The organism is Spirosoma horti, assembly GCF_054776595.1.
This window is the reverse complement of record NZ_BAAHBQ010000009.1, coordinates 280,653-299,893: the sequence shown is the minus strand read 5'-3', so window position 1 is coordinate 299,893 and position 19,241 is coordinate 280,653. Positions and strand designations below refer to the sequence as shown.

15 protein-coding genes and 2 pseudogenes are annotated in these 19,241 nt (G+C 49.7%); 6 read left to right on the top strand and 11 right to left on the bottom strand.

What is annotated here, in order from left to right:
• Window position 1 precedes the first annotated feature (1 nt).
• Window positions 2-3,424: an ATP-binding protein gene (locus ACYVAM_RS26705; protein ID WP_461072827.1), complete on the bottom strand. Its 3,423-nt coding sequence runs from the start codon at window positions 3,422-3,424 to the stop codon at window positions 2-4.
• Window positions 3,425-3,606: 182 nt separating this feature from the next.
• Between ACYVAM_RS26705 and ACYVAM_RS26700 the strand changes: the two genes are divergently transcribed.
• On the top strand, window positions 3,607-3,936 hold the full coding sequence (locus ACYVAM_RS26700; protein ID WP_461072937.1) for a PAS domain-containing protein: 330 nt from the start codon (window positions 3,607-3,609) through the stop codon (window positions 3,934-3,936).
• Between the two features lie 197 nt (window positions 3,937-4,133).
• Entirely contained in the window at window positions 4,134-4,469 is a 336-nt protein-coding gene (locus ACYVAM_RS26695) for a hypothetical protein (protein ID WP_461072825.1), read from the top strand.
• A gap of 41 nt (window positions 4,470-4,510) precedes the next feature.
• Here ACYVAM_RS26695 and ACYVAM_RS26690 read toward each other — a convergent pair.
• From ACYVAM_RS26690 to ACYVAM_RS26680, 3 genes and pseudogenes are all read right to left on the bottom strand, one after another.
• Window positions 4,511-4,888 (bottom strand): annotated as a pseudogene (locus ACYVAM_RS26690) (outer membrane beta-barrel protein); the annotation flags it as partial.
• 150 nt (window positions 4,889-5,038) lie between these two features.
• The gene (locus ACYVAM_RS26685) at window positions 5,039-6,703 is read right to left on the bottom strand and encodes a sensor histidine kinase (protein WP_461072823.1); all 1,665 of its coding nucleotides are present in this window, start codon (window positions 6,701-6,703) and stop codon (window positions 5,039-5,041) included.
• A 674-nt stretch (window positions 6,704-7,377) separates the two neighbouring features.
• Window positions 7,378-7,476: pseudogene (locus tag ACYVAM_RS26680) on the bottom strand (histidine kinase); the annotation flags it as partial.
• Between the two features lie 149 nt (window positions 7,477-7,625).
• Between ACYVAM_RS26680 and ACYVAM_RS26675 the strand changes: the two are divergent.
• Window positions 7,626-8,471 (top strand): hypothetical protein, encoded by an 846-nt coding sequence (locus ACYVAM_RS26675; protein WP_461072821.1) that lies wholly within the window; start codon window positions 7,626-7,628, stop codon window positions 8,469-8,471.
• 252 nt (window positions 8,472-8,723) lie between these two features.
• Here the strand turns inward: ACYVAM_RS26675 and ACYVAM_RS26670 are convergent, their stop codons facing one another.
• Together ACYVAM_RS26670 and ACYVAM_RS26665 are read right to left on the bottom strand one after the other, a co-directional pair.
• The gene (locus ACYVAM_RS26670) at window positions 8,724-9,644 is read right to left on the bottom strand and encodes a helix-turn-helix domain-containing protein (RefSeq protein WP_461072819.1); all 921 of its coding nucleotides are present in this window, start codon (window positions 9,642-9,644) and stop codon (window positions 8,724-8,726) included.
• A 98-nt stretch (window positions 9,645-9,742) separates the two neighbouring features.
• Window positions 9,743-10,615, bottom strand: coding sequence for an SDR family NAD(P)-dependent oxidoreductase (locus tag ACYVAM_RS26665; protein ID WP_461072817.1), 873 nt, complete (start codon window positions 10,613-10,615; stop codon window positions 9,743-9,745).
• A 334-nt stretch (window positions 10,616-10,949) separates the two neighbouring features.
• Here ACYVAM_RS26665 and ACYVAM_RS26660 point away from each other — a divergent pair, with 334 nt between their 5' ends.
• Together ACYVAM_RS26660 and ACYVAM_RS26655 are read left to right on the top strand one after the other, a co-directional pair.
• Entirely contained in the window at window positions 10,950-11,210 is a 261-nt protein-coding gene (locus ACYVAM_RS26660; protein WP_461072815.1) for a hypothetical protein, read from the top strand.
• Window positions 11,211-11,379: 169 nt separating this feature from the next.
• On the top strand, window positions 11,380-11,613 hold the full coding sequence (locus tag ACYVAM_RS26655; protein ID WP_461072813.1) for a hypothetical protein: 234 nt from the start codon (window positions 11,380-11,382) through the stop codon (window positions 11,611-11,613).
• Window positions 11,614-11,694: 81 nt separating this feature from the next.
• Here the strand turns inward: ACYVAM_RS26655 and ACYVAM_RS26650 are convergent, their stop codons facing one another.
• Both ACYVAM_RS26650 and ACYVAM_RS26645 read right to left on the bottom strand, forming a co-directional pair.
• Complete coding sequence (locus ACYVAM_RS26650; protein ID WP_461072935.1) at window positions 11,695-11,895, bottom strand: LytTR family transcriptional regulator DNA-binding domain-containing protein; 201 nt, start codon at window positions 11,893-11,895, stop codon at window positions 11,695-11,697.
• Between the two features lie 232 nt (window positions 11,896-12,127).
• On the bottom strand, window positions 12,128-13,111 hold the full coding sequence (locus tag ACYVAM_RS26645) for an aldo/keto reductase (protein WP_461072811.1): 984 nt from the start codon (window positions 13,109-13,111) through the stop codon (window positions 12,128-12,130).
• 161 nt (window positions 13,112-13,272) lie between these two features.
• Between ACYVAM_RS26645 and ACYVAM_RS26640 the strand changes: the two genes are divergently transcribed.
• On the top strand, window positions 13,273-14,169 hold the full coding sequence (locus ACYVAM_RS26640) for a helix-turn-helix domain-containing protein (protein ID WP_461072809.1): 897 nt from the start codon (window positions 13,273-13,275) through the stop codon (window positions 14,167-14,169).
• A 417-nt stretch (window positions 14,170-14,586) separates the two neighbouring features.
• Here the strand turns inward: ACYVAM_RS26640 and ACYVAM_RS26635 are convergent, their stop codons facing one another.
• From ACYVAM_RS26635 to ACYVAM_RS26625, 3 genes are all read right to left on the bottom strand, one after another.
• Window positions 14,587-15,012, bottom strand: coding sequence for a response regulator (locus tag ACYVAM_RS26635; RefSeq protein WP_461072807.1), 426 nt, complete (start codon window positions 15,010-15,012; stop codon window positions 14,587-14,589).
• Window positions 15,013-15,371: 359 nt separating this feature from the next.
• Window positions 15,372-16,874 (bottom strand): YceI family protein, encoded by a 1,503-nt coding sequence (locus ACYVAM_RS26630; RefSeq protein WP_461072933.1) that lies wholly within the window; start codon window positions 16,872-16,874, stop codon window positions 15,372-15,374.
• Window positions 16,875-17,416: 542 nt separating this feature from the next.
• Window positions 17,417-19,183: an amidohydrolase family protein gene (locus ACYVAM_RS26625; RefSeq protein ID WP_461072805.1), complete on the bottom strand. Its 1,767-nt coding sequence runs from the start codon at window positions 19,181-19,183 to the stop codon at window positions 17,417-17,419.
• Window positions 19,184-19,241 lie beyond the last annotated feature (58 nt).

The window sequence follows — 19,241 nt, the reverse complement described above, 5'->3', positions numbered from 1 at the left end:
CCTAAATGGGCAAATAAATGCTAAACGTGGATCCCTGACCCGGTTGACTTTGGGCCATAATGGCCCCTCCATGATTGATCACTACTTTCTCACAGATGGCTAGGCCTATCCCCGTACCGCTGTACTTGTTCTTGCCATGGAGCCGCTGGAATACCTCAAAGATTTGACGGGCATACTGTTGCTCGAAGCCAATCCCCTGATCGATCACCGAAATGCGATAATAGCCATCGGCCAGCCGACTGGGCTTGACCCCGGGCGGAAGTTGGGCTAACAGTACTGTGTCGGCTTTAATCTGGATAAGGGGGACCTGACCCGCCTGCGTGAACTTAAGAGCATTGGTCAGCAGATTTTGAAATAATTGACCCAACTGAGAGGAATCGCCGACTACGCAGGGTAGGGGCGATACGGTTACCTGCGCACCCGTTTCCTTAATCCGTATCTCCAGATCGGACAGCACCGTGCCCAGGACGGCCGTCAACTCAATCGGTTGCCAAACCTCCTGCCGGGAAGCAATCCGCGAAAAACTGAGCAGATCTTTAATCAGCGTCGACATGCGACTGGCGGCCGATTGCATCCGGTCCACATAAATTAATTCTTCCCCCGTAGTATGGGTGAAGTACGTTTTCAGCAGATCACCAAACTGCTGAATCTTGCGCAACGGTTCCTGCAGATCGTGGCTGGCAACGTAGGCAAACTGGGCCAGATTCTGATTCGAACGCTGGAGATCCTGAATGGAAACTTGTAATTGCTCCGTTCGCTCTTGGACTTGCTGATCCAAGTGAGTGGATAAGTGGCGATAGCGCGCTTCGCTGACTTCCCGCTCCTGGTGAGCAATCACCTGATCGGTAACATCGATGGCAATCTGCAACACACCGGTGCGGACACCGCCTTCCAGGTAAGGTGTGTAGGAAACGTTAAAGTAACCCATCACCAATTGATCACCCCGCCGGACGGGAACCGCCAGAGCCCAGCCCTGATAGGGTATGCCCGTGTGCAAGACCTGCCGACAGGCTTCGACGGCCGGTTGGCCAACCAGTTCAGGCATCACCGCTAATAAGGATTTGCCGATGACATCCCCCTGCCAGTCGATGAGCCCCAGCATGGCCTGATTAATGAGCTCAATCACCAGCGACTCGCCTTTGAGCAGCATCATGGCCGCGGGGGCTTGTTCGATCAGGTTCCGTAGCCGCCACTGGGCTTGTTGCCGCGCCTGGGACAGGCTAATTTGCGCGCGGACTTTACTTAGTAACTCCAGGCCCGAAAACGGTTTTACCAAATAGTCATCAGCTCCTGCTTCCAGGCATTCGATGCGGGCTTCCTGCCCCGCCCGGGCCGACAGAAAAATAAGTGGTATGTGAGCGGTGGTCGGGTTGTGGCGCACCCGACTTAGCAGTTCGATGCCATCCATGACCGGCATCATCAGATCACTAAGAATCAAGTGTGGTCGATGCTCAGTTAGTTGCTGGAGGGCATCCAAACCGTTTTGGACAGTATATACTCTAAAATAGGGGGTCAGTAACCGGGTCAAATAGGCCCGCATATCGGCATTGTCATCGACAACCAATACACTGATCTCCCCATCCGGGTCTGCGACGTGACTTTTGGCCAGGGGAGCGGATTCCACCGATAGCATGGTAGTGGCTTCCTGCAAAAAAGCCTCCGTGAGGCTACGCGTACCTGCCAGGGACAACTGTTCGATGAGTTGGCTTTCCGGTAAATGGGCCTTGCCCAGTGGCAGGCGGACGATAAATGTACTGCCCTGTCCTTCCTGACTACTGACCGAAATCGTTCCCTGATGCAGCTTCACTAGTTCACTGACCAGGGAGAGACCAATACCCGTTCCCTCGTAGGTACGTCCCCCCGCATTGGCAACCCGGTGAAACCGCTCGAACATATGGGGTAACTCAGCTTCGGGAATACCCACCCCTGTATCCGATACACGTAGGACGGCCTGGTTTGCCTCCTCACTCACCTGGACGCTGATTTGGCCCGTTAACGTATATTTAAACGCATTGGAAAGCAGGTTGAGTACGATTTGCTCCCACATACCCGGATCGGCGTAGACCTGGCTCTTTAACGGTTGACCATTCACGGCTAACCGCAACCCCGCCTTCTCAATCAGCGACCGGAAACTACTGGCCAGATCCAGGGTTAGACCAACCAGATCGATCGGTTGGTAACGGGCCTGCACCCGGCCCGCTTCCAGTCGACTAAAGTCCAGTAGGTTATTGACCAGTTTAAGCAGGCGTTGGGCATTGCGGTGAGCAGCCTCAATGGACTCCTGGTAGCCCGAGTCCGCCAACCGGGCATCCCGCAACAGCTCTTCCAGCGGCCCCAGCATCAGCGTCAGGGGTGTGCGGAATTCATGACTGATGTTGCTGAAAAAAGCCGTTTTAGCCCGATCGATTGCCGCCAGCGCTTCGGCCCGCTGTTGTTCCTGCTGATAGGCGTATACGTTGGCAAAAGCTGTCGTAATCGTATTACCCAGTAAACCATAAAAGTTCAGGTAGTCCTCGTCCAGGGCCCTTCGGGGACTGACCCCGGCCAGCAGAAAGCCAATCGGCTGGGCCTTGGTTGACAGCTGAATGGGCAGCAACAGAGCGGTATGTGGCCATTCCTCATAAGGGCCACCCGAAAGGCGGCCTACGGTTTGGGCCAACTCAGGAATCACTTGTTGCCGGGTCAGATCGGCCAGCCAGGGTGTATGCATCACGGCCAGTGATGACAGCTCAGGCCCGGGCGGAGTGGTTAAGCCGGATGCCTGGGTCAGCCGGGCCTGCTGGCCATCGGGGTCCAGCTCATACACCAGCAGGAACGGTACATCCAACGCAAACTCGGCCTGAGCAGACGCCAGGCCTGCATAAATGGCCGCATTGGTTTGGGCCCCGCCCGTGCGGGCGGCTACCTCCCGCAAGACATGGGTCCGGCGGGCACTCAGCATTTTATCGGTGGTCTCAGTGATGGGGTGGAAGATGCCGCCTACCTGACCTGACTCATCCCGGATGGGAGCAAAGGAGAAGGTCATAAAAGCTTCTTCCAGGTAGCCATTCCGATCCAGAAACATCCGCTGATCTTTGATGTAGGTACCCTCTCCCTGCTGGCCCCGGGTAAACGCATCTCCTACCACAGGCAAAGCCGTTTCCCAGCAAATGCGAAAATTCTGGCCCATCGATTCCGGATGTTTTGCCCCGCAAATGGGTCGGTAACTATCGTTGTATAACTGAATCGTTTCGGGGCCCCAGGCAATTAGAATGGGAAAGGTAGACGACAAGCACAAACTAACGGACGTACGTAAGCTTTGGGGCCAACTCTCAACTGGTCCTAAGGGCGAGTTGGACCAATCCATAGCACGGATTAAGGTACCCATTTCACCCCCTCCCGATAAGAATTGGGTCGATGGGTCAGTTTGAGGGACTTTGGTCATGAGCAAATGTAGCAGGAGAATCTACAAAGCTACTCCATTACCTGATTGCATAGACGGCTAAGTTCCCCCTTTTCTAAGAATTGTCCTGCTAGCGTTACCTTACCTTTCCCCTGTATGGTAGGCAGGTAATCCTTACGGGTTGATGAGCTTGTTTAGCCAGCTATGAAGGCAACAAGTAGCGTATTCGTGTTGGCAATACTCTCCTGGTCACTGACGTACAAAAGCAGATTTTGTGGGCAAGTAACAATTTTATAACCCTAACCGGTTATCCGCTTCAGGAGGTAGTAGGTCAATCGGCGCGACTGTTGCAAGGCCCGGCTACCGATCAGACTACGGTCCAGTATGTGCGGGAGCAACTAAGCGCCATGCAACCCCTGGAAGTTGAGTTGGTAAAGTACACCAAGAGCGGGGATACTTACTTGTGTCACATGCGGATTGAGCCCCTATATAGCCATCAGGGTTTGTTGGCGCATTTTTTAGCCATCGAACGGGCAATTGCCCCCCGGGTCTAGAAGTATATAAGCTTGGTTGCGGGGAAACGCTGAGTAGCCGTTTAAAAAACGAGTTCTTTTTAGCTTATAGATAACCTCCATTAGACAACGCGTTCTACAATCTCGTTCGTATATAATGAGTATATGTACCTATTAATAAATAAGTAGATTTTGTATGATCATTTTTGTATATTTGGTTTTCCGCTAAATCGAAAAGCATGACTATACGTTCTACCTACCCGGCACCCGGGGTATATCAGTACACCTATCCCACGTTTGTCGACACACCTCAATTGATTTGTGTCCATTTTTTGACGCCAGATCGGCAACAGGCGTTTGTGAGCTATTCCAAACAGAAAGCGGCTAAGCTGATTCCCTTAAGTTGGTTTGATTCTGTGCAGATGGTAAAACGGGAAGGCCAGCCCCAACTGATGCCGTTTCTGGAAGAAACGCTTACTGGTTGGTTGAAGAAAAGTTTCTTACAGGTTGAACCCAATGATTTGTCCGTCCCAGAAGTTGCGGCTTATAGAGCTTCCGGGCAAATGGCGGCCTGAGCATCAGCCAAACCACTCATAATTAGCTTCTACTGCTGTTCTTAAGCGAGAAAAGACGCTGAGAAGGGGGGAATCAAATGCCATGACCCTGGTTCGTGTTTAACCACTCGAACCAGGGTCGAATAATAATGAGCCGTCTCGATTTGGTTCGTGCAAAAGGTGGTAAAGGGATTGTTGACCAATGCCGAGAACGACAGCTTATCGGTGATGATGTTTTTCGGCACGCCGACCGATGAGCCAACCAGCCCATTGGCTTTCTCCTGCAGCGACCGTATACTGGCGCTAGCCAGATCCAAACTGGCAGTCAGTCGGCAGCCCTTCTCAAAACGGTAGCCGGTCGAAGCAGTCATAAAGTACTGAAATGCCTGGGTGCTGACTTGCGATGGGCCGCTGACCACGGCTGACCGGAAATAAAGGGCATTGCCCCGACCCGTATTCCGAAGCTATGGCTTACCGCTTTTGTTTACGAACGATAGGGGAGTAGGTCAGGAATCCGATGGACAGAAAGATGGCTTCGACGCCCTCGGATAAGGGGAATTCATTCAAGCGATATGGGATGAACCTCTTGTTTAAGCGGGTAGGTAGAACTTAAACGTAGCGCCCTGCCCCGGCTGACTTCGCGCTGTAATGGCTCCCCCGTGATTAGCGACTACCTTGGCACAAATCGCTAACCCAATCCCTGTTCCACCGTATGCATGCTGGCCGTGCAGCCGTTGAAACACCTGGAAGATGCGATCGACATATTTCTCATCGAAACCGATGCCATTGTCGATGACTTCGATCTGGTAGTAGGCCTCCACGGGCCGGGTGGGCTTGACTCCCGCCGGTAGCTCATGCGCCCAGACTCGTTTCGACTTCACGTGAATCACGGGAGACGTATCCATCCGGCGAAACTTAAGGGCATTGCCCAGAAGATTCTGAAATAATTGGCCTAACTGCCGGGCCTCCCCCTCGACCACCGGCAAGGGAGCTACCTCAATTCGGGCCTGGGTCTCCATCCGAAGCAGATCTATGTCGCTTAAAACGTCCTTCATCACTTGCTCCAACGAGACGGGTATCCGCTTATCCTGCTGGTTAGTAATCCGGGAAAAGTTCAGCAGGTCTTTGATCAATATGGACATGCGAGCGGCCGCCGATTGCATCCGGTCCAGATAAACCAGCGCTTCACCACTAGCCGGGGCATACTGGGTCTTTAACAGATCGCCAAACTGCTGGATCTTGCGCAGCGGCTCCTGCAGGTCGTGGCTCGCGATGTAGGCAAACTGTTGTAGATCCTCGTTGGAGCGCTGCAAGTCGAGGACGGACTCTTGTAATTGCTGCGTCCGTTGCTGGACCTGTTGTTCCAACTCGGCTGACAGCTGACGGTAGCCCGCTTCGCTGTGAAGCAGCGCTTCTTCGGCCCGTTTACGGTCATCAATATCGACTGATGCGCCAAACCAGCGGGTAATGGCCCCCGTCTGCGGATCCCGGTAGGGCTCCGCCCGCACCAGGAACCAGCGATAGGTCCCGGCGGCCGACCGGATGCGGTGTTCCACCTGGTAGGCAAGGCCCTTTTGACTGGCTTGCGCAAAAGCGGCCAGGGTGAGCGGTCGGTCCTCGGAATGGACAAAGCGTTGGGTCACTTCGTCGACGGTCATGGGCTGGTTGTCGGCCCCTGTGTAGTGATACCACGGTTTGTTAAAGAACTCATTGCGTCCATCGGCATCAACCCACCAGATAATCTGGGGTACCGTATCGGCCATGAGTCTAAACTGCGCTTCTGACTCGCGCAGGGCTTCTTCGGCTACTTTGCGGTCGTGGATGTCCAGGTTCAGGCCGATCCATTTCCCTACTGTGCCGTCGGCTTGATACACGGGGATAGCCCGTACGTTGGTCCATTGCCAGGAGCCATCGGGGCTGGCAATCCGAAATTCGGCGTTGACCGGCGTTTGCTGGCGGACGGCTTGCTGCCATTGACCGAGGGCAAAGGCCCGGTCATCGGGGTGAACCACGCGCCCCCAGCCTTCTCCCAGCCAATCCGCCAGGGTCTGCCCCGTATAAGCCCGCCAGGTGGGAGAGTCGACTATAACCTGGCCGCTGGCATCGGTTTCCCAGACCGCCTGGGCAAGGGGTTCAATCAAGCCCCACAGCTCATGAGCCGTCAAAAAGCTATGTTCCATTGAGCTGGTGTCGGCTGGATAGGTTAGTGGGGTTTGGGTTGGTTGGCTCTTGGTATGTCTACCTATTTTTCGCATGGGTTCATCGACCAGTGGGCTGGATAAAACTGGCTTTGCTTGGCCACCACCGGGTTGTAGCGGTCCACGGTTTTGTCAACGCTTGTTGGTAGTGATTACTTAAGTAGAAACGGTTATCGGTCTAATTAGTTTACTCGATGGTATATGCTACGGATAGCACTTGACAGGGTTGACAACATCCCATCCCTTAAAAGGCCCCTTTTAACGTGCAGATAGATGACGATCCTGTCGTCTCACGCGGGAGCGTTTTAGACTTCTTCTAAAATTGACATTAGGATCGCCACTTAATCACCCGAATAAAATGAGCGGAACCCGTACCATCGTTTCTAGCCTGTTGAATTAAGTAATGGCGTAAAGCGGGAGATCAAGATCGACTTGGTACAAGTCCGGCTCGTTCACTACCTGAAGGACATGACCTGGGTACAATAGATCTAACCGTTTCCCGACGTTGGCTAGCCCCAACCCGCCAATGCTGGCTTTTTATTGTAACCGGTTTGCTGTTACTGATGGTTAACTGCAGGCCAGCGTTATCGACCATTACCGCTAGCTTAATCCAGGATTTACGCGCACTACGCTGAACGCCGTGCTTGAAAGCGTTTTCTACGAAAGGAATCAGAAGAAAAGGAACAATGTGAACGCTGTCGTTGACAGTTTCCGGAAGTGATACCTGAAGATCAACGCGTTTGCCCGTCCGGGTCTTTTCGAGGGCGATCTAATACGCTATTGAGCACGTTAAACAAAAAACTTGGGTTAATCTGGCTTTTCAGGTAGTTGAGCTCGAGCCCTTTAGCCTAACAGACGGCTGCTCATCAGAATCCACTTTAGCACGTTAAAAAAAATGCGTCGAGGCCAGTTACCTTTTTGGATCTACTCCTATACAGTCTAAAATTAATCGAGGCAACTTCTAACTTCTATTCTGATCATGTCCGTTTTAAACCGATTAATCGTATGCTGTCTAGTGCTGGCTTTAAGTAGTTGCACCGACCACCGTCTACCTAATCCACTACCCCTTGCCCGGCTTCGACTTAAACAAGTCGTGGGCACGGTCCCCGATGGCTCGCCCATCAACACCACCTATAGCTATGATTCGCTGAATCGGTTAAGTAGCATCCAACGAAGCGATGGTAGCCTGAGCCTTATTTCGTATAATAACCCCGACAAGTTGCTCCTTTTCTATGTCGACTATCCTAACCCCGCTGATCGAACGTCCGGAAGTGTTACGTTATATCCGTATGACCTGGGCCAAAGCAGTCGATCGGTCGTTGTGGGTAATGCCTACTTTTTTTCTGCTGGTGCCCAAGGGTTTGATCTTAGTTCGACCTTGGCAAGCCTAAACTTAAAAACACATTACAAAGATGTTACGTATGCGCTCGACGCAACCAAACACCTACTTCGCTACAGCCAATCGGTGCCCCCTGGAGGAGCTGAACTCGAGCGTTCCGAGTATGGGTATACTCAGGAAAACATCACTTCCGTGGTCCAATCGTCCTTTGATGTTTCATCGGGTAAGTTGCGTTCTCAAACGAGTTTTGTGCTGGCGTATGACGATAAGCACAATCCTTATTTTGGGTTATTGGACACCGCTCTCGACCCACGGCTACGGTTTAGTGCCAACAATGTGCTTACAAACACGTTGACCTCAAGTGCTGCTCCCTCCTTTAATGACGTCTATCGGTACGAATATAACCAGCAAGGCCTGCCCATTAAAAGTAGCCTGGAACGGTCAGGTACTACCTATACCACCACTTACACGTATGAATCGTACTGACTCAGCGGATAGCAAACATCCATGAATGCCGATGCCTGGCTGTAACAAGCAAAGTCTATCCAGCTAGGGGTTGAACTGGCTGCCTAGTGCATGTAAACTAATAGAGTAAGCCAGGTCGTATGCGACAGATCGTGGTTGACAGCTATAGGTTGTCTAATTAAAAGCCCTATTTAAGAATCAGATTCTTAAACGCTCCTCAGTTTTTAGGAGCATTTAAGACGAAAAAATTAACGTTGCTTAATGGGGAGCTACTTAATTAAACGAACGTCTGAAGGCCAATGGGGATAGGTGCGTTTTTGTTTTAAAGAGCTTACTGAACGATTGGGAGTGCTCAAAACCCAACAAATACGCTACTTCCCCCACCGATAAGTTGGTGGTCGATAAGACCTCTTTCGCTTTATCGATGAGCTTACTATGAACATACTGCTGCGCATTTTGTCCGATCAGGGACCGTAACATGTCACTTAAATAATGCGGAGAAAGATTGACCTGTTCGGCCAAATAATGAACGGTTGGTAAGCCTTGGCTTACCGATCGTCCATCGGAAAAATAAGCCTCGACCACTTCTTCCAGCTTTTGCAATAGATCACTGTTGACCCCTTTTCGGGTAATGAACTGCCGTTTGTAATACCGATTGGCGTAGTTGAGCAACAACTCGATTTGGGCTATAATCACATTCTGGCTGGAGTCATCGATTCGGCTGGATAGTTCATGGTCGATCATGGTAAAGATCTCGAAAATGGTTCTTTTTTCCTCTTCCGACAAATGCAACGTTTCGTGGGTGGAATACGAGAAAAAGCCATACTGCTTAACGGTTCTGGCCAGGGGATAGCCTAAAAAGAAATCTGGATGAATCAGCAAGGTATACGCCGAACATACGCTGGCATCGTTGTCACGATTGCCAATGAGTTGACCCGGTGAAGCAAATAACAAGCCTCCTTCGTCAAAATCATAATAGTGCTGACCGTATTTTAATTTTCCGCTCAGCTTTGGTTTGTACGATATTTTATAAAAGCCCAGTACATGGTAGGGAGGAAGCCTGAGGCCGTCAACCTGCGAATGGGGGCCATTTATCAGGCTAACCAAGGGATGCCGAGGAGCAGGTAAACCAAAGGCTCGATGCGCGTCGGTGAGCGATTCGATCTTATACGGACTGTTTTCTTCTTTTTTCATCACACAGTAGAAAAAAGGATAACCGATACATAAACGATTATCGGTTATCCTGGCTGCTTTAGTAAGGTATTTCCCTGTTTGAGGGTTCCTGAACTAGATTACCCTTGTGCCGAATTGGAAACATCTTCCCACGCTTCCCAAGTCGCTAGACGCTCCGCATAGGCCGTGCGTACCGAGGGTAGATTATGGCTACCCAAGAAGAAGCGTAAAGGAGGATTTTCGGCATCAACCAGTTGGAAAAGGGCTCCTGGGGTCGCGGCTGGATCCCCTCGTTCCAGGGCTCTTAAATTAGTGAAAAAATGCGACTTAAAATCAGCGTAGATGTCGAGCCCTTGCGCGAACTTCAATGATTCCTGGCTGCCAAATTCGGTAGCATAGGCACCCGGTTCAATGATGGTTACGTTGATCCCAAAGGGTTTGATCTCGGCAGCCAGACTTTCGTGAATCGCTTCGAATGCCCATTTTGTTGAACAGTAATAGCCGATTACCGGAAGCGTCACATGGCCCAGGTTGCTCGAAGTGCCCAGGATGTGGCCGCTGCCCTGCTTTCGTAGCAGTGGCAGGGCGGCCTGAATAACGGAAACCGGGCCGAAAACATTAGTTTCGTAAAGGGTACGAATATCGTTTGCGCTGGCTTCTTCAATGGTGCCAACCAGGGAATAACCGGCATTGTTGAGCACGATATCAAGCCTGCCGAAATGAGCATGTGCCTGTTCGACAACTTTCTTTACCTGATCGGGATTCGTCACATCCAGTTCCAGGGTTAGTACATTTTGGCCGAATTGATCATTCAGTTCGTTAATGCTGGCCAGTTTGCGGGCTGTAGCCACTACCTTGTCGCCCCGCTCCAGAGCGGCCTGGGCCCAAAGGCGTCCAAAACCCCGTGACGCACCCGTAATAAACCAGACTTTAGCACCAGTTGCAAGAGTCTGAACTGAACTGGCACCTGATGTTTCATTTTGCTGTATCATGATGTATGTATTGGTTAATGATGCAGCAAAGGTCATTAGATGCCAGACGTCGTTTGTAGGCAAACTGAGGGCTTTTGTAGTCGAAATGCGGAACTGTCCATTACCTCTAAAGAGAAGCCTATGGCCAGCGTAAAGGTCCTTAGGGTTCCAGGGAAGCAACCAGCTAACCAGTCGGTGAATCAATCGTGATCTACTTGCCCAATCAAAGTTAATCCGATGAATTCTCTGGCTATCAGAAACAAATTTAGTTTATTTCACCCAGTGGTAATTATTCGCCTGCCAACCATGTTCATGCCGTAACAGCGTTGCTGCGTGCGTGCTAACCGGCAGTCAAATGTCGTCATTGATGATCGACTACCCGGACACGGCTTGCGCTAAACCACAGCTCAATGAGCACCTGGTGACGATGGCCTGCCTATTTGTCGCCCACGTATTTAACCCCTTTACCCTTTTAGCTGCCAAAGCCAGGCGTATTGGCTCAAGCTTAACCGATCGGTCAGCGATCTGCTTGGCCATTCAGCACTCGCTGATACACAGCACCACCTTCATCTCCCAGGATAAAGAACTGCATAACCGATTAAAAGCCAATACTTAGGAACGCACGCAAGCAAGCCTAGGCCGCAATAACGGAGCCATTATTGAGGATATACAGCGAGATGGCGCAAAGGCAAATGCTCCCGATGTTGACCTTTAAGAGTATTACAGGCATACAACCAGATAATCGATGGGCCTAGACGGTCGTTTAGCCTCCAAATTCAACCATTATGAGAAAAAGACAGATATTAGTTTTAGGAAATGTGACGTATGATCCTGACAAAATAGCTCATTTTGATTTTGGCAAGAATCAGTTTGGCCAGCGCCGGTGTAGGTGTGCCTTCAACGATCCGGCCAACGAAGGGGAGGGCACCATTCGGTCGAAAGAAGAATACGGCCTGCTACTCGAGTTTGCCGAGACAAATGCCTTAATCCGGGAACGCGATCTGAAATTTCGCGAGTAACGTTGTTTTTGGAATCGTTTACCCGTCAACGACGGATCGTCGTTGACGGGTAGAGGTTATCAACTCGTACTCATCGTGTGGCTACACAAGCCCAATGGTTGATTGGCGCAAGCGCTCATTGACGTATTGTTTATAAGTACGACCCACGCGTAGCCGTTTTTTATCAATGAGTAGCTCTTCGCCCTGGCGTCCCACAATTCGCTGGATGTTTATAATGTGCGAACGACTGATGCGTAAAAACTGATCGATGGGCAGTTTTTCCTCTGCCTGCTTGAGGCCGATTGCTCAGTGACGTACATGAAGGGCAACCAGTACGCATTTCTCAATCTCTTCAGGCGCGCTCTGATTAACGCCATAACCCACGAAGGGCATTTCTACTCCGTTGTTTAATTTTAATATTTTCATGGTCTGTTGTTGGTGGGTATTAACGATCAATGGGTCGGCCTGCTGATTTGGTAAGACTTTGAGGCCTACTGCTACCTATTCAGTCATTCAACCGGGGGTTATGACTTGCTTATTTGCCTTGCAGGCCTGCCAGAATTGCGGGATAACGTTCTCCCTGAAGGCTGATGTTGTCCAAGGCTGTGTTGATGTTGACCAAATCATCAACGCTTAAGGTAACGTCTGCGCCACCGATATTTTCTTGCAGGCGGTGCATCTTTGTGGTTCCCGGAATGGGCGCAATCCACGGCTTTTGGGCCAGCAGCCATGCCAGTGCAATCTGCGCCGGCGTTGCGTTATGTTCTACCGAAATCTTCGTTAAAAGGTCAACGATGGTTTGATTTGCTTCGCGGTTTTCTTTGCTAAAACGAGGCATCACATTCCTCCAATCCGTCTTGTCAAATTCGGTGTCCGCATTCATCTTACCCGTTAAAAATCCTTTACCCAGCGGACTGAACGGAACGAAGCCAATGCCCAATTCTTCAAGCAATGGAATGATTTCTATCTCAGGTTCGCGCCAGAACATAGAGTACTCACTTTGCAGGGCTGCCACGGGTTGTACGGCATGCGCTCTGCGTATACTTTGCACGCCGGCTTCACTCATACCGAAGTAGTTTACTTTGCCTTCGGCAATCAGATCTTTTACGGTTCCGGCAACGTCTTCAATGGGTACATTTGGGTCCACACGGTGTTGATAGAACAGATCGATATAATCGGTTTTCAAATACCGGAGCGAGTTTTCCGCCACCTGCCTGATGCGCTCGGGCCGACTGTCCAAACCATCTGTATTCCTACCGTTCGTAAAGCCAAATTTGGTAGCGATGATTACTTTATCCCGTACATCGTGCAACGCTTTTCCCACCAATTGTTCATTGGCGCCTTGCCCGTACACTTCGGCGGTATCAAAGAAGGTAATACCTGATTCATAGGCTTTTTGAATGAGGGCGATGGCATCTTTTTCGTTTGTGGCCGGGCCATAACCGTGGCTTAATCCCATGCAGCCGAAACCAAGTTCGGACACGGCTAATCCTGAAGTTCCTACTTGTCGTGTTTTCATGTTGTACGTTTTTTTCTGTTTTCGGCAGCAAAATTGAAGGGAAAGGGCGAGCCGTTTTGTATACAGATTACGGGTTTGCTTACCAATTTTACTGATTGGGAAGGCCGGCCTCAACGGAGCTTGTCGAAACCTGTAAGTTTGTAGCGATAAACCGATAAGGTATGGACGAGATTGTAAAAATTAACAGCATCGCGCAATACAATACCATACGGGGCGTAACGACCAAACATCCCCTGGTGGCGGTAATTGACCTCTCGAAAGCGCAGCCGATGCCCGCCAAAACATTCAATTTTGGTTTGTATGCGGTTGGTCTGAAAGAACTGAACCATGGCCAGTTGCGCTATGGACGAAGGCACTATGACTACCAGGAAGGAAGTCTGATCTTTGTCGCGCCCGGACAGGTGGTAGGGGTGCAACCCGGCGTTGACCTATTTGCCCCTAAAGGCTGGGTGTTGCTCTTTCATCCCGACCTGATGGTCGGCACTCCGTTGGGCAAGCACATTCAGGATTATTCGTTTTTTTCGTATGATGTCCATGAAGCGCTTCACCTGTCGGATAAGGAGAGAGGCATTGTGATCGATTGCTTTGCAAAAATTGAGTATGAAATTGATCAAACTATCGACAAGCACAGCAAAGGACTGATTGCGGCCAACATCGAGCTGCTGCTCAGGTACTGCATCCGTTTTTACGACCGCCAGTTCATTACGCGCGACCAGGCCAACAAAGGCATCCTGGAACGGTTCGAGTCCTTATTGATCGGCTATTTTTCATCCGATAAACCGCAGACCGAAGGCTTGCCATCGGTAGCTTACTGCGCCGAAGCCCTGCATTTGTCACCCAACTATTTCGGTGACCTGGTAAAGAAAGAGACCGGCACATCGGCTCAGGACTATATTCAGTCAAAAGTGATCGATGTGGCCAAAGAGCGACTGTTTGACAGGCATAAATCGGCGAGTGAAATTGCCTACGACTTGGGCTTCAAGTACCCCCAGCATTTCACCCGTTTATTCAAACAAAAAGCAGGCGTTACGCCGAATGATTACCGATCACTAAACTGAAACCCCAACTAGCTAACAGTAGAATCAGCTTCTTTACTGGTTAGGGAAATAACGGATCAATTGCCCATAGCTCCTAAAGTCGGCCAAATTAAGCCGTTCATGGTGATGCTCAATAGACTGTGTGAATAGCTGAAAAAAAGAAAGTCGCAACTTGCGAAAGCAGGATTTTGGTTCACCTGCCTGATTCACCATCCCTTTAAACGCCCCATTAAAGATCAAATTACCTTCGTCTCAATTTGGAGCGTATTTGCGAGTAATTCACGTTTACTAGCTGTCAACCTTAGTGAGTAGCATACGGTTTGTGAAAACGGAAAACACTAGCCGAGCGGAGGCTTTACAGGCTCTTTATTCATAGTCGACTCAAGTAGTGCTTATCGGGTAAAATAATAAGTACGAGTAGGTGTCTAAATCAAGTAATCAATTGGTTCTGCGCGTTGGAATCTTAGCCAGTTCAAACCAGTAGAGCCGTATCTGTTCGGCCAGATGGGCCAGTTCCTGGTGGTTGTGCGGTTTGGTTATGAACGTATTCGCGCCCAGATTGTAGGCTTTATTGATGTCTTCTTCGTAAGAAGAGGTCGTTAAAATTACGACAGGTACATGGCGATAAAAAACCGATTGCTTTAAATGATAAAGCACTTCAAAGCCATTGATAACGGGCATGTTCAGATCAAGCAGAATTAAGTCCGGTAAAAATTCGGGACTCTCAATACCTTCCAGAACGTCTGTTCCATCGGCGGCAAATTGAACGATATAGCGACCAGAATCCTTTTCAAAGGCCATTTTAACTAAAAACTGGTCGTCTTTATCATCATCAACGACCAAAACATTGTAAGTTGTTTTCATAGAAAAGGCAGTTACGGTAGGCATGTAAACTAGGTAAGGATTGTAATATACGATGGATGGGCTGACTTCCAGAGGGTATGTACGTAACTAACAAAAACACACCAACAGAACACCGTATTCCTTTGCCATGGCACAAGGAGTACGGTGTTCTGTTGGCGTGATCGTTTGGGTCAATATCCTTCAGAAAAACCTGATGGGAGCGTTGAGAGATAAGCGTAGTAGGTATAGACGGGGCAATTAGTTTGGCGCTCCTTGCAGAACCGATTCGGCTTCCGCCGTTAAGGCTGCCAAATAGGTCAGCTCTTCCAGAACTTACTTCACAAAAGATATCTTCTCGGGCGCGGTTATTTCTAGCCCTGCTACCTATTTATTTTTTTCGCTACGATTTTTAGAAAGAGTTTAACCTCGTCCAAAATTACATCACCAGACTGATAGAAGTGCTTTTCTGATCCATAATCGATACCCCAATCGGTTCGATCAATGATCAGTGTGCCATTTAACTCGACAGTGCCGTCCATGCCGTCCTTAAAATGCATTTTGGCGGGAAAAGTAACGGCTTTCGTGACACCTTCGAGGGTCAGCTTCCCTGTAACTTTCATCGTGCCATCAGTTGGAACTCTTATACTTCCATCCATTGGCACTTGTGTAATTCCATCATTTCCTGTTTCAACCTTTGTGATGGCGAAAGTTGAAACAGGAAATTTTTTGACATCAAAAAAGGCGGGTAATTTATTGCGTGAAGGGTGATCCTCAAATTGGTCAATGGTAGTCATGTCGACTTCAACGGCACCGCCCACCAGATGACGGCTGTCAATCAACAGTTCTCCTTTTACTAGATCGACGTCCCCAGTAGTGGAACCATCACCCAGAAACGTAGTCCCTTCCCAGCCACCAAGAAGCCTGGAACCTTTCCAGATGACAACACTTTGCCTGGTATCGATGATATATTTTTTCTGACCCTCTTTATTATAAAAGTCCGTGACGGTCTTTCCATCATACCGATACACGCCGGTCGCATCGCCAAACCAAATACTGCCATCGTTCGCTTCCTGAAGCCCCAGAAAATTCTTTCCTGACCTAATTTCGGTTACCGAGGGCTTAGTACTATATAAGGACTTTGCCTCATAACGGGAAACGGCCTGGACCGTCCAATTCGCAGGATTTACCGGGCCCGTAGTCCAGATGTTTCCTTGTTTATCCTGGATTATAGCATAAGCCCCTCGCTCCGATACCTTCGTAAAGCTACTGCCGTCGTAGCGATAGAGGCCGCCGGGTCGACGGTCTCCTTTAAAGCCATTGTAACCACTGAGCCAAATAGTCCCTTTTCTATCTTCCAGTATGGCCCAAACGTCGAGAAAGGGTTCGCCTTTATGGGTTAACGTGGTAAATTTTTTTCCGTCATACACAAAGGCGTCGCCCCTGGTGCCAACCCACATTTTCCCGGTTTTATCTTCAAGGATTGTATGAATATCATTATTCCAATGCCCTTCTTTATAAAAAAGCGGGGCGTTGGGAGAGGTAAAATTCCGAAACGATTTCCCGACTGCCCGTCTGGGATCGTAGCGACTTACTCCCTCTCCCGTGCCGAACCAAATAATGCCGGCTTTATCTTCATACACAGACGTAACTCGATTACTGGCAAGTCCCTCCCTGGTCGTGAACTGTTGAATGGATTTCCCATTGTCATAATAAACGCCTGAATCAGTAGACGTGAACCACCTATTTCCTTGTCGATCTTCCAGGACATCCCAGAATTGGTGCTGACCTAGTTTACTGGTAAGATTAGTAAACGATTTTTCCCCGGCCCTGGAAGGGTCGTATCGAAACACATCACCAAATGATGCGTTATTGGGGCCAGCCATCAAAATGGTCCCATTTCTGCCTTTTTTTATGTTACGCACCATTATGTTAGGCCCTGTGTCATTGATTTCAGACCTGATGCTATCTTTTGGTGCGTTTGTTTGGTTTTGCTCACAGGACGTGCAAAAAACAAGCATCAAGAACAGAGCATATACGCGGGAGTAGTTCATCCTTTTTCTTTTTTATACCAACAAATGTCAACCACTGCAGTGGTCCGCAAACCTACCCGTCTTTGTGCTGGGATAGGTTGGAAGGCTGGTAAAAGAATGTTAACGAAACGTAAAAGTTGCCGCTTCGGCGCAGGGGGGCCTGTGCCGTCCGATTTTACAGACTGCGGTAGATTTTTGCCCCTAAGCAGGCGGATCTATTGAATAACTATATCACCTATACAACGGTCTCGCGAAAACGCTCCCGCTTGAGACGAATGCAGGTTCCAATATTTGCTGCCTGAATCGGGCGTCTTGTAAGACTTAGGAATTTATATTATGAGTTTGATATTCTTATTTGCGTTGACACAACTGTTTAGCTTCTGTGGAATTGCTACTTACTGAGTGAAATACACTTTCTTGATCTTCCCGTTTTCAATTTTGTAGATGGCAATGGCCTCCCTCGGAGCCTTGTCAGCCACCACGGTAACCCGCTCGTGGTCTACGACGGTATTACCGACTACCATGCGGTTGACTAATTCGCAGTGTAGTGCGGGTGCGTTGGTGAAAAATTTTCCGTAATCCTGCCGCATGGCGTCTTTACCCTTGCTGATGAGCTTGTTAGGTAAGTCATATAGTTCTATGTCGTCGGCGTAGGGTTCCAGAAAGGCCTCGATGTCGTGCGCATTATAGGCGTTCAGCTGCCGCTGAACCAAGTCTTCGGGCTTGTCGGTCAGAAGCTGTGCCGGAGTCGCTAAGAACCCCCGGTTCACGACCGTCTCAATGCGGGTCAGGGCGTTTAGGTCGGCCAGTGGATTCTGTGAAAGCACCAGTATGTTAGCCCATTTGCCTTCGGTCAACGAGCCAATCTGACCTTCTTTACCCAGAATTTTAGCCGCATTGATCGTTGAGGCCTTTAACAGATCTGCGTTGGTCAGGTCCGCCGTTTTCATCTTGCGCAGTTCATCTATATAGGACGTACCGTGAAACGTACCGGGATTGCCCGCATCCGTGCCGGTCACTACGTTGACCCCCGCCCGCCACACCCGGATCAAATTAGCCCACAGGAAGGAATTTCGGTCAGTCTGTATGCGCTGATAAGCCTGACTAGTCAGGAAATCACCAAACTGTTTTTGCAGAGCTGACTCGGGTAGGTGCTTCATGTCGAACAGCGTGCCCAGCACGTAGGGATTGGCCCGTGTAAATTCGTAAGGAGTGAACTTGCGCTTATCCGTAAAAAAACCGATATAGCCGTCGGCCACGACCATTGTCGGACAATAGCTAACGTTTCGTTGCTTCATCAGCGCAATCAGTTCGTCATCGATCAGGCCATCTTCGGGGCTATGAACCAGGTAATCGGCACCGTATTTTACGCCTAGTTTGGCGGCCAGTAACTCCTGCGTATGAATGGCCACTTTTAGTCCATGTTTATGACTTTCATCAATGGCAGCCTGAACCATTGCCTGCGCCTGCTCACCCGCACCGACGCCCCGTACAATGAACCAGATTTTGATAAAATCCGGCTTATAGGGTAACTGACGGCGTACCTGCTCACGCGCTTCGTCGGGCGTATTGGCTTTAATAATAGGCGAATCGTCAATCTTAAACGCTTCGGGCTGATAGGTTGAAATCAGCGGCCCCGTCATCAGAACCTGCGGACTGGTGTATCGCTGATTATACCGATCGCGGTACGCAAATTGATAAAGCGGTCCACCGATGTCAATCACGGTCGTGATGCCGCAGGCCAGATATCGACGTAGTAGATCCCCCATGTTGTCGCGCAGCCATTGACGCTCGGTTTCGTAGGGTCGGTATTTGGTCAGATCAATGCCATCAGGCCGGGTGTATAATCCACCCGACTGAAACAGATGGATGTGGCTGTCGATCAGGCCCGGCATCAGCCATTTGCCTGTTGCGTCGACAACCGTTGTGCCCGCTGCTGTCGACAGGTTTTTGCCGATTTTGCGGATGATACCGTTTTCGATGAATAGGCTCATATTCGTGCGAACCCGACCCGTTTCCACATCCACCAGGTTGCCGTTGGTAATCAGTACTGGTCCCGGGGCAGCAATCGTTGCCGAATCGTTTGTTAGCGACTGATTTTGGGCTAAGGACGTAGTCGCGAAAAATAAACCAAACAAAAGGAGCTGTATGCATCGAAGCATGGTCATAAAGGAGAATTTTAGTAAAAGATAAGAATCTGTTTAAGAATTTTTGAGTATT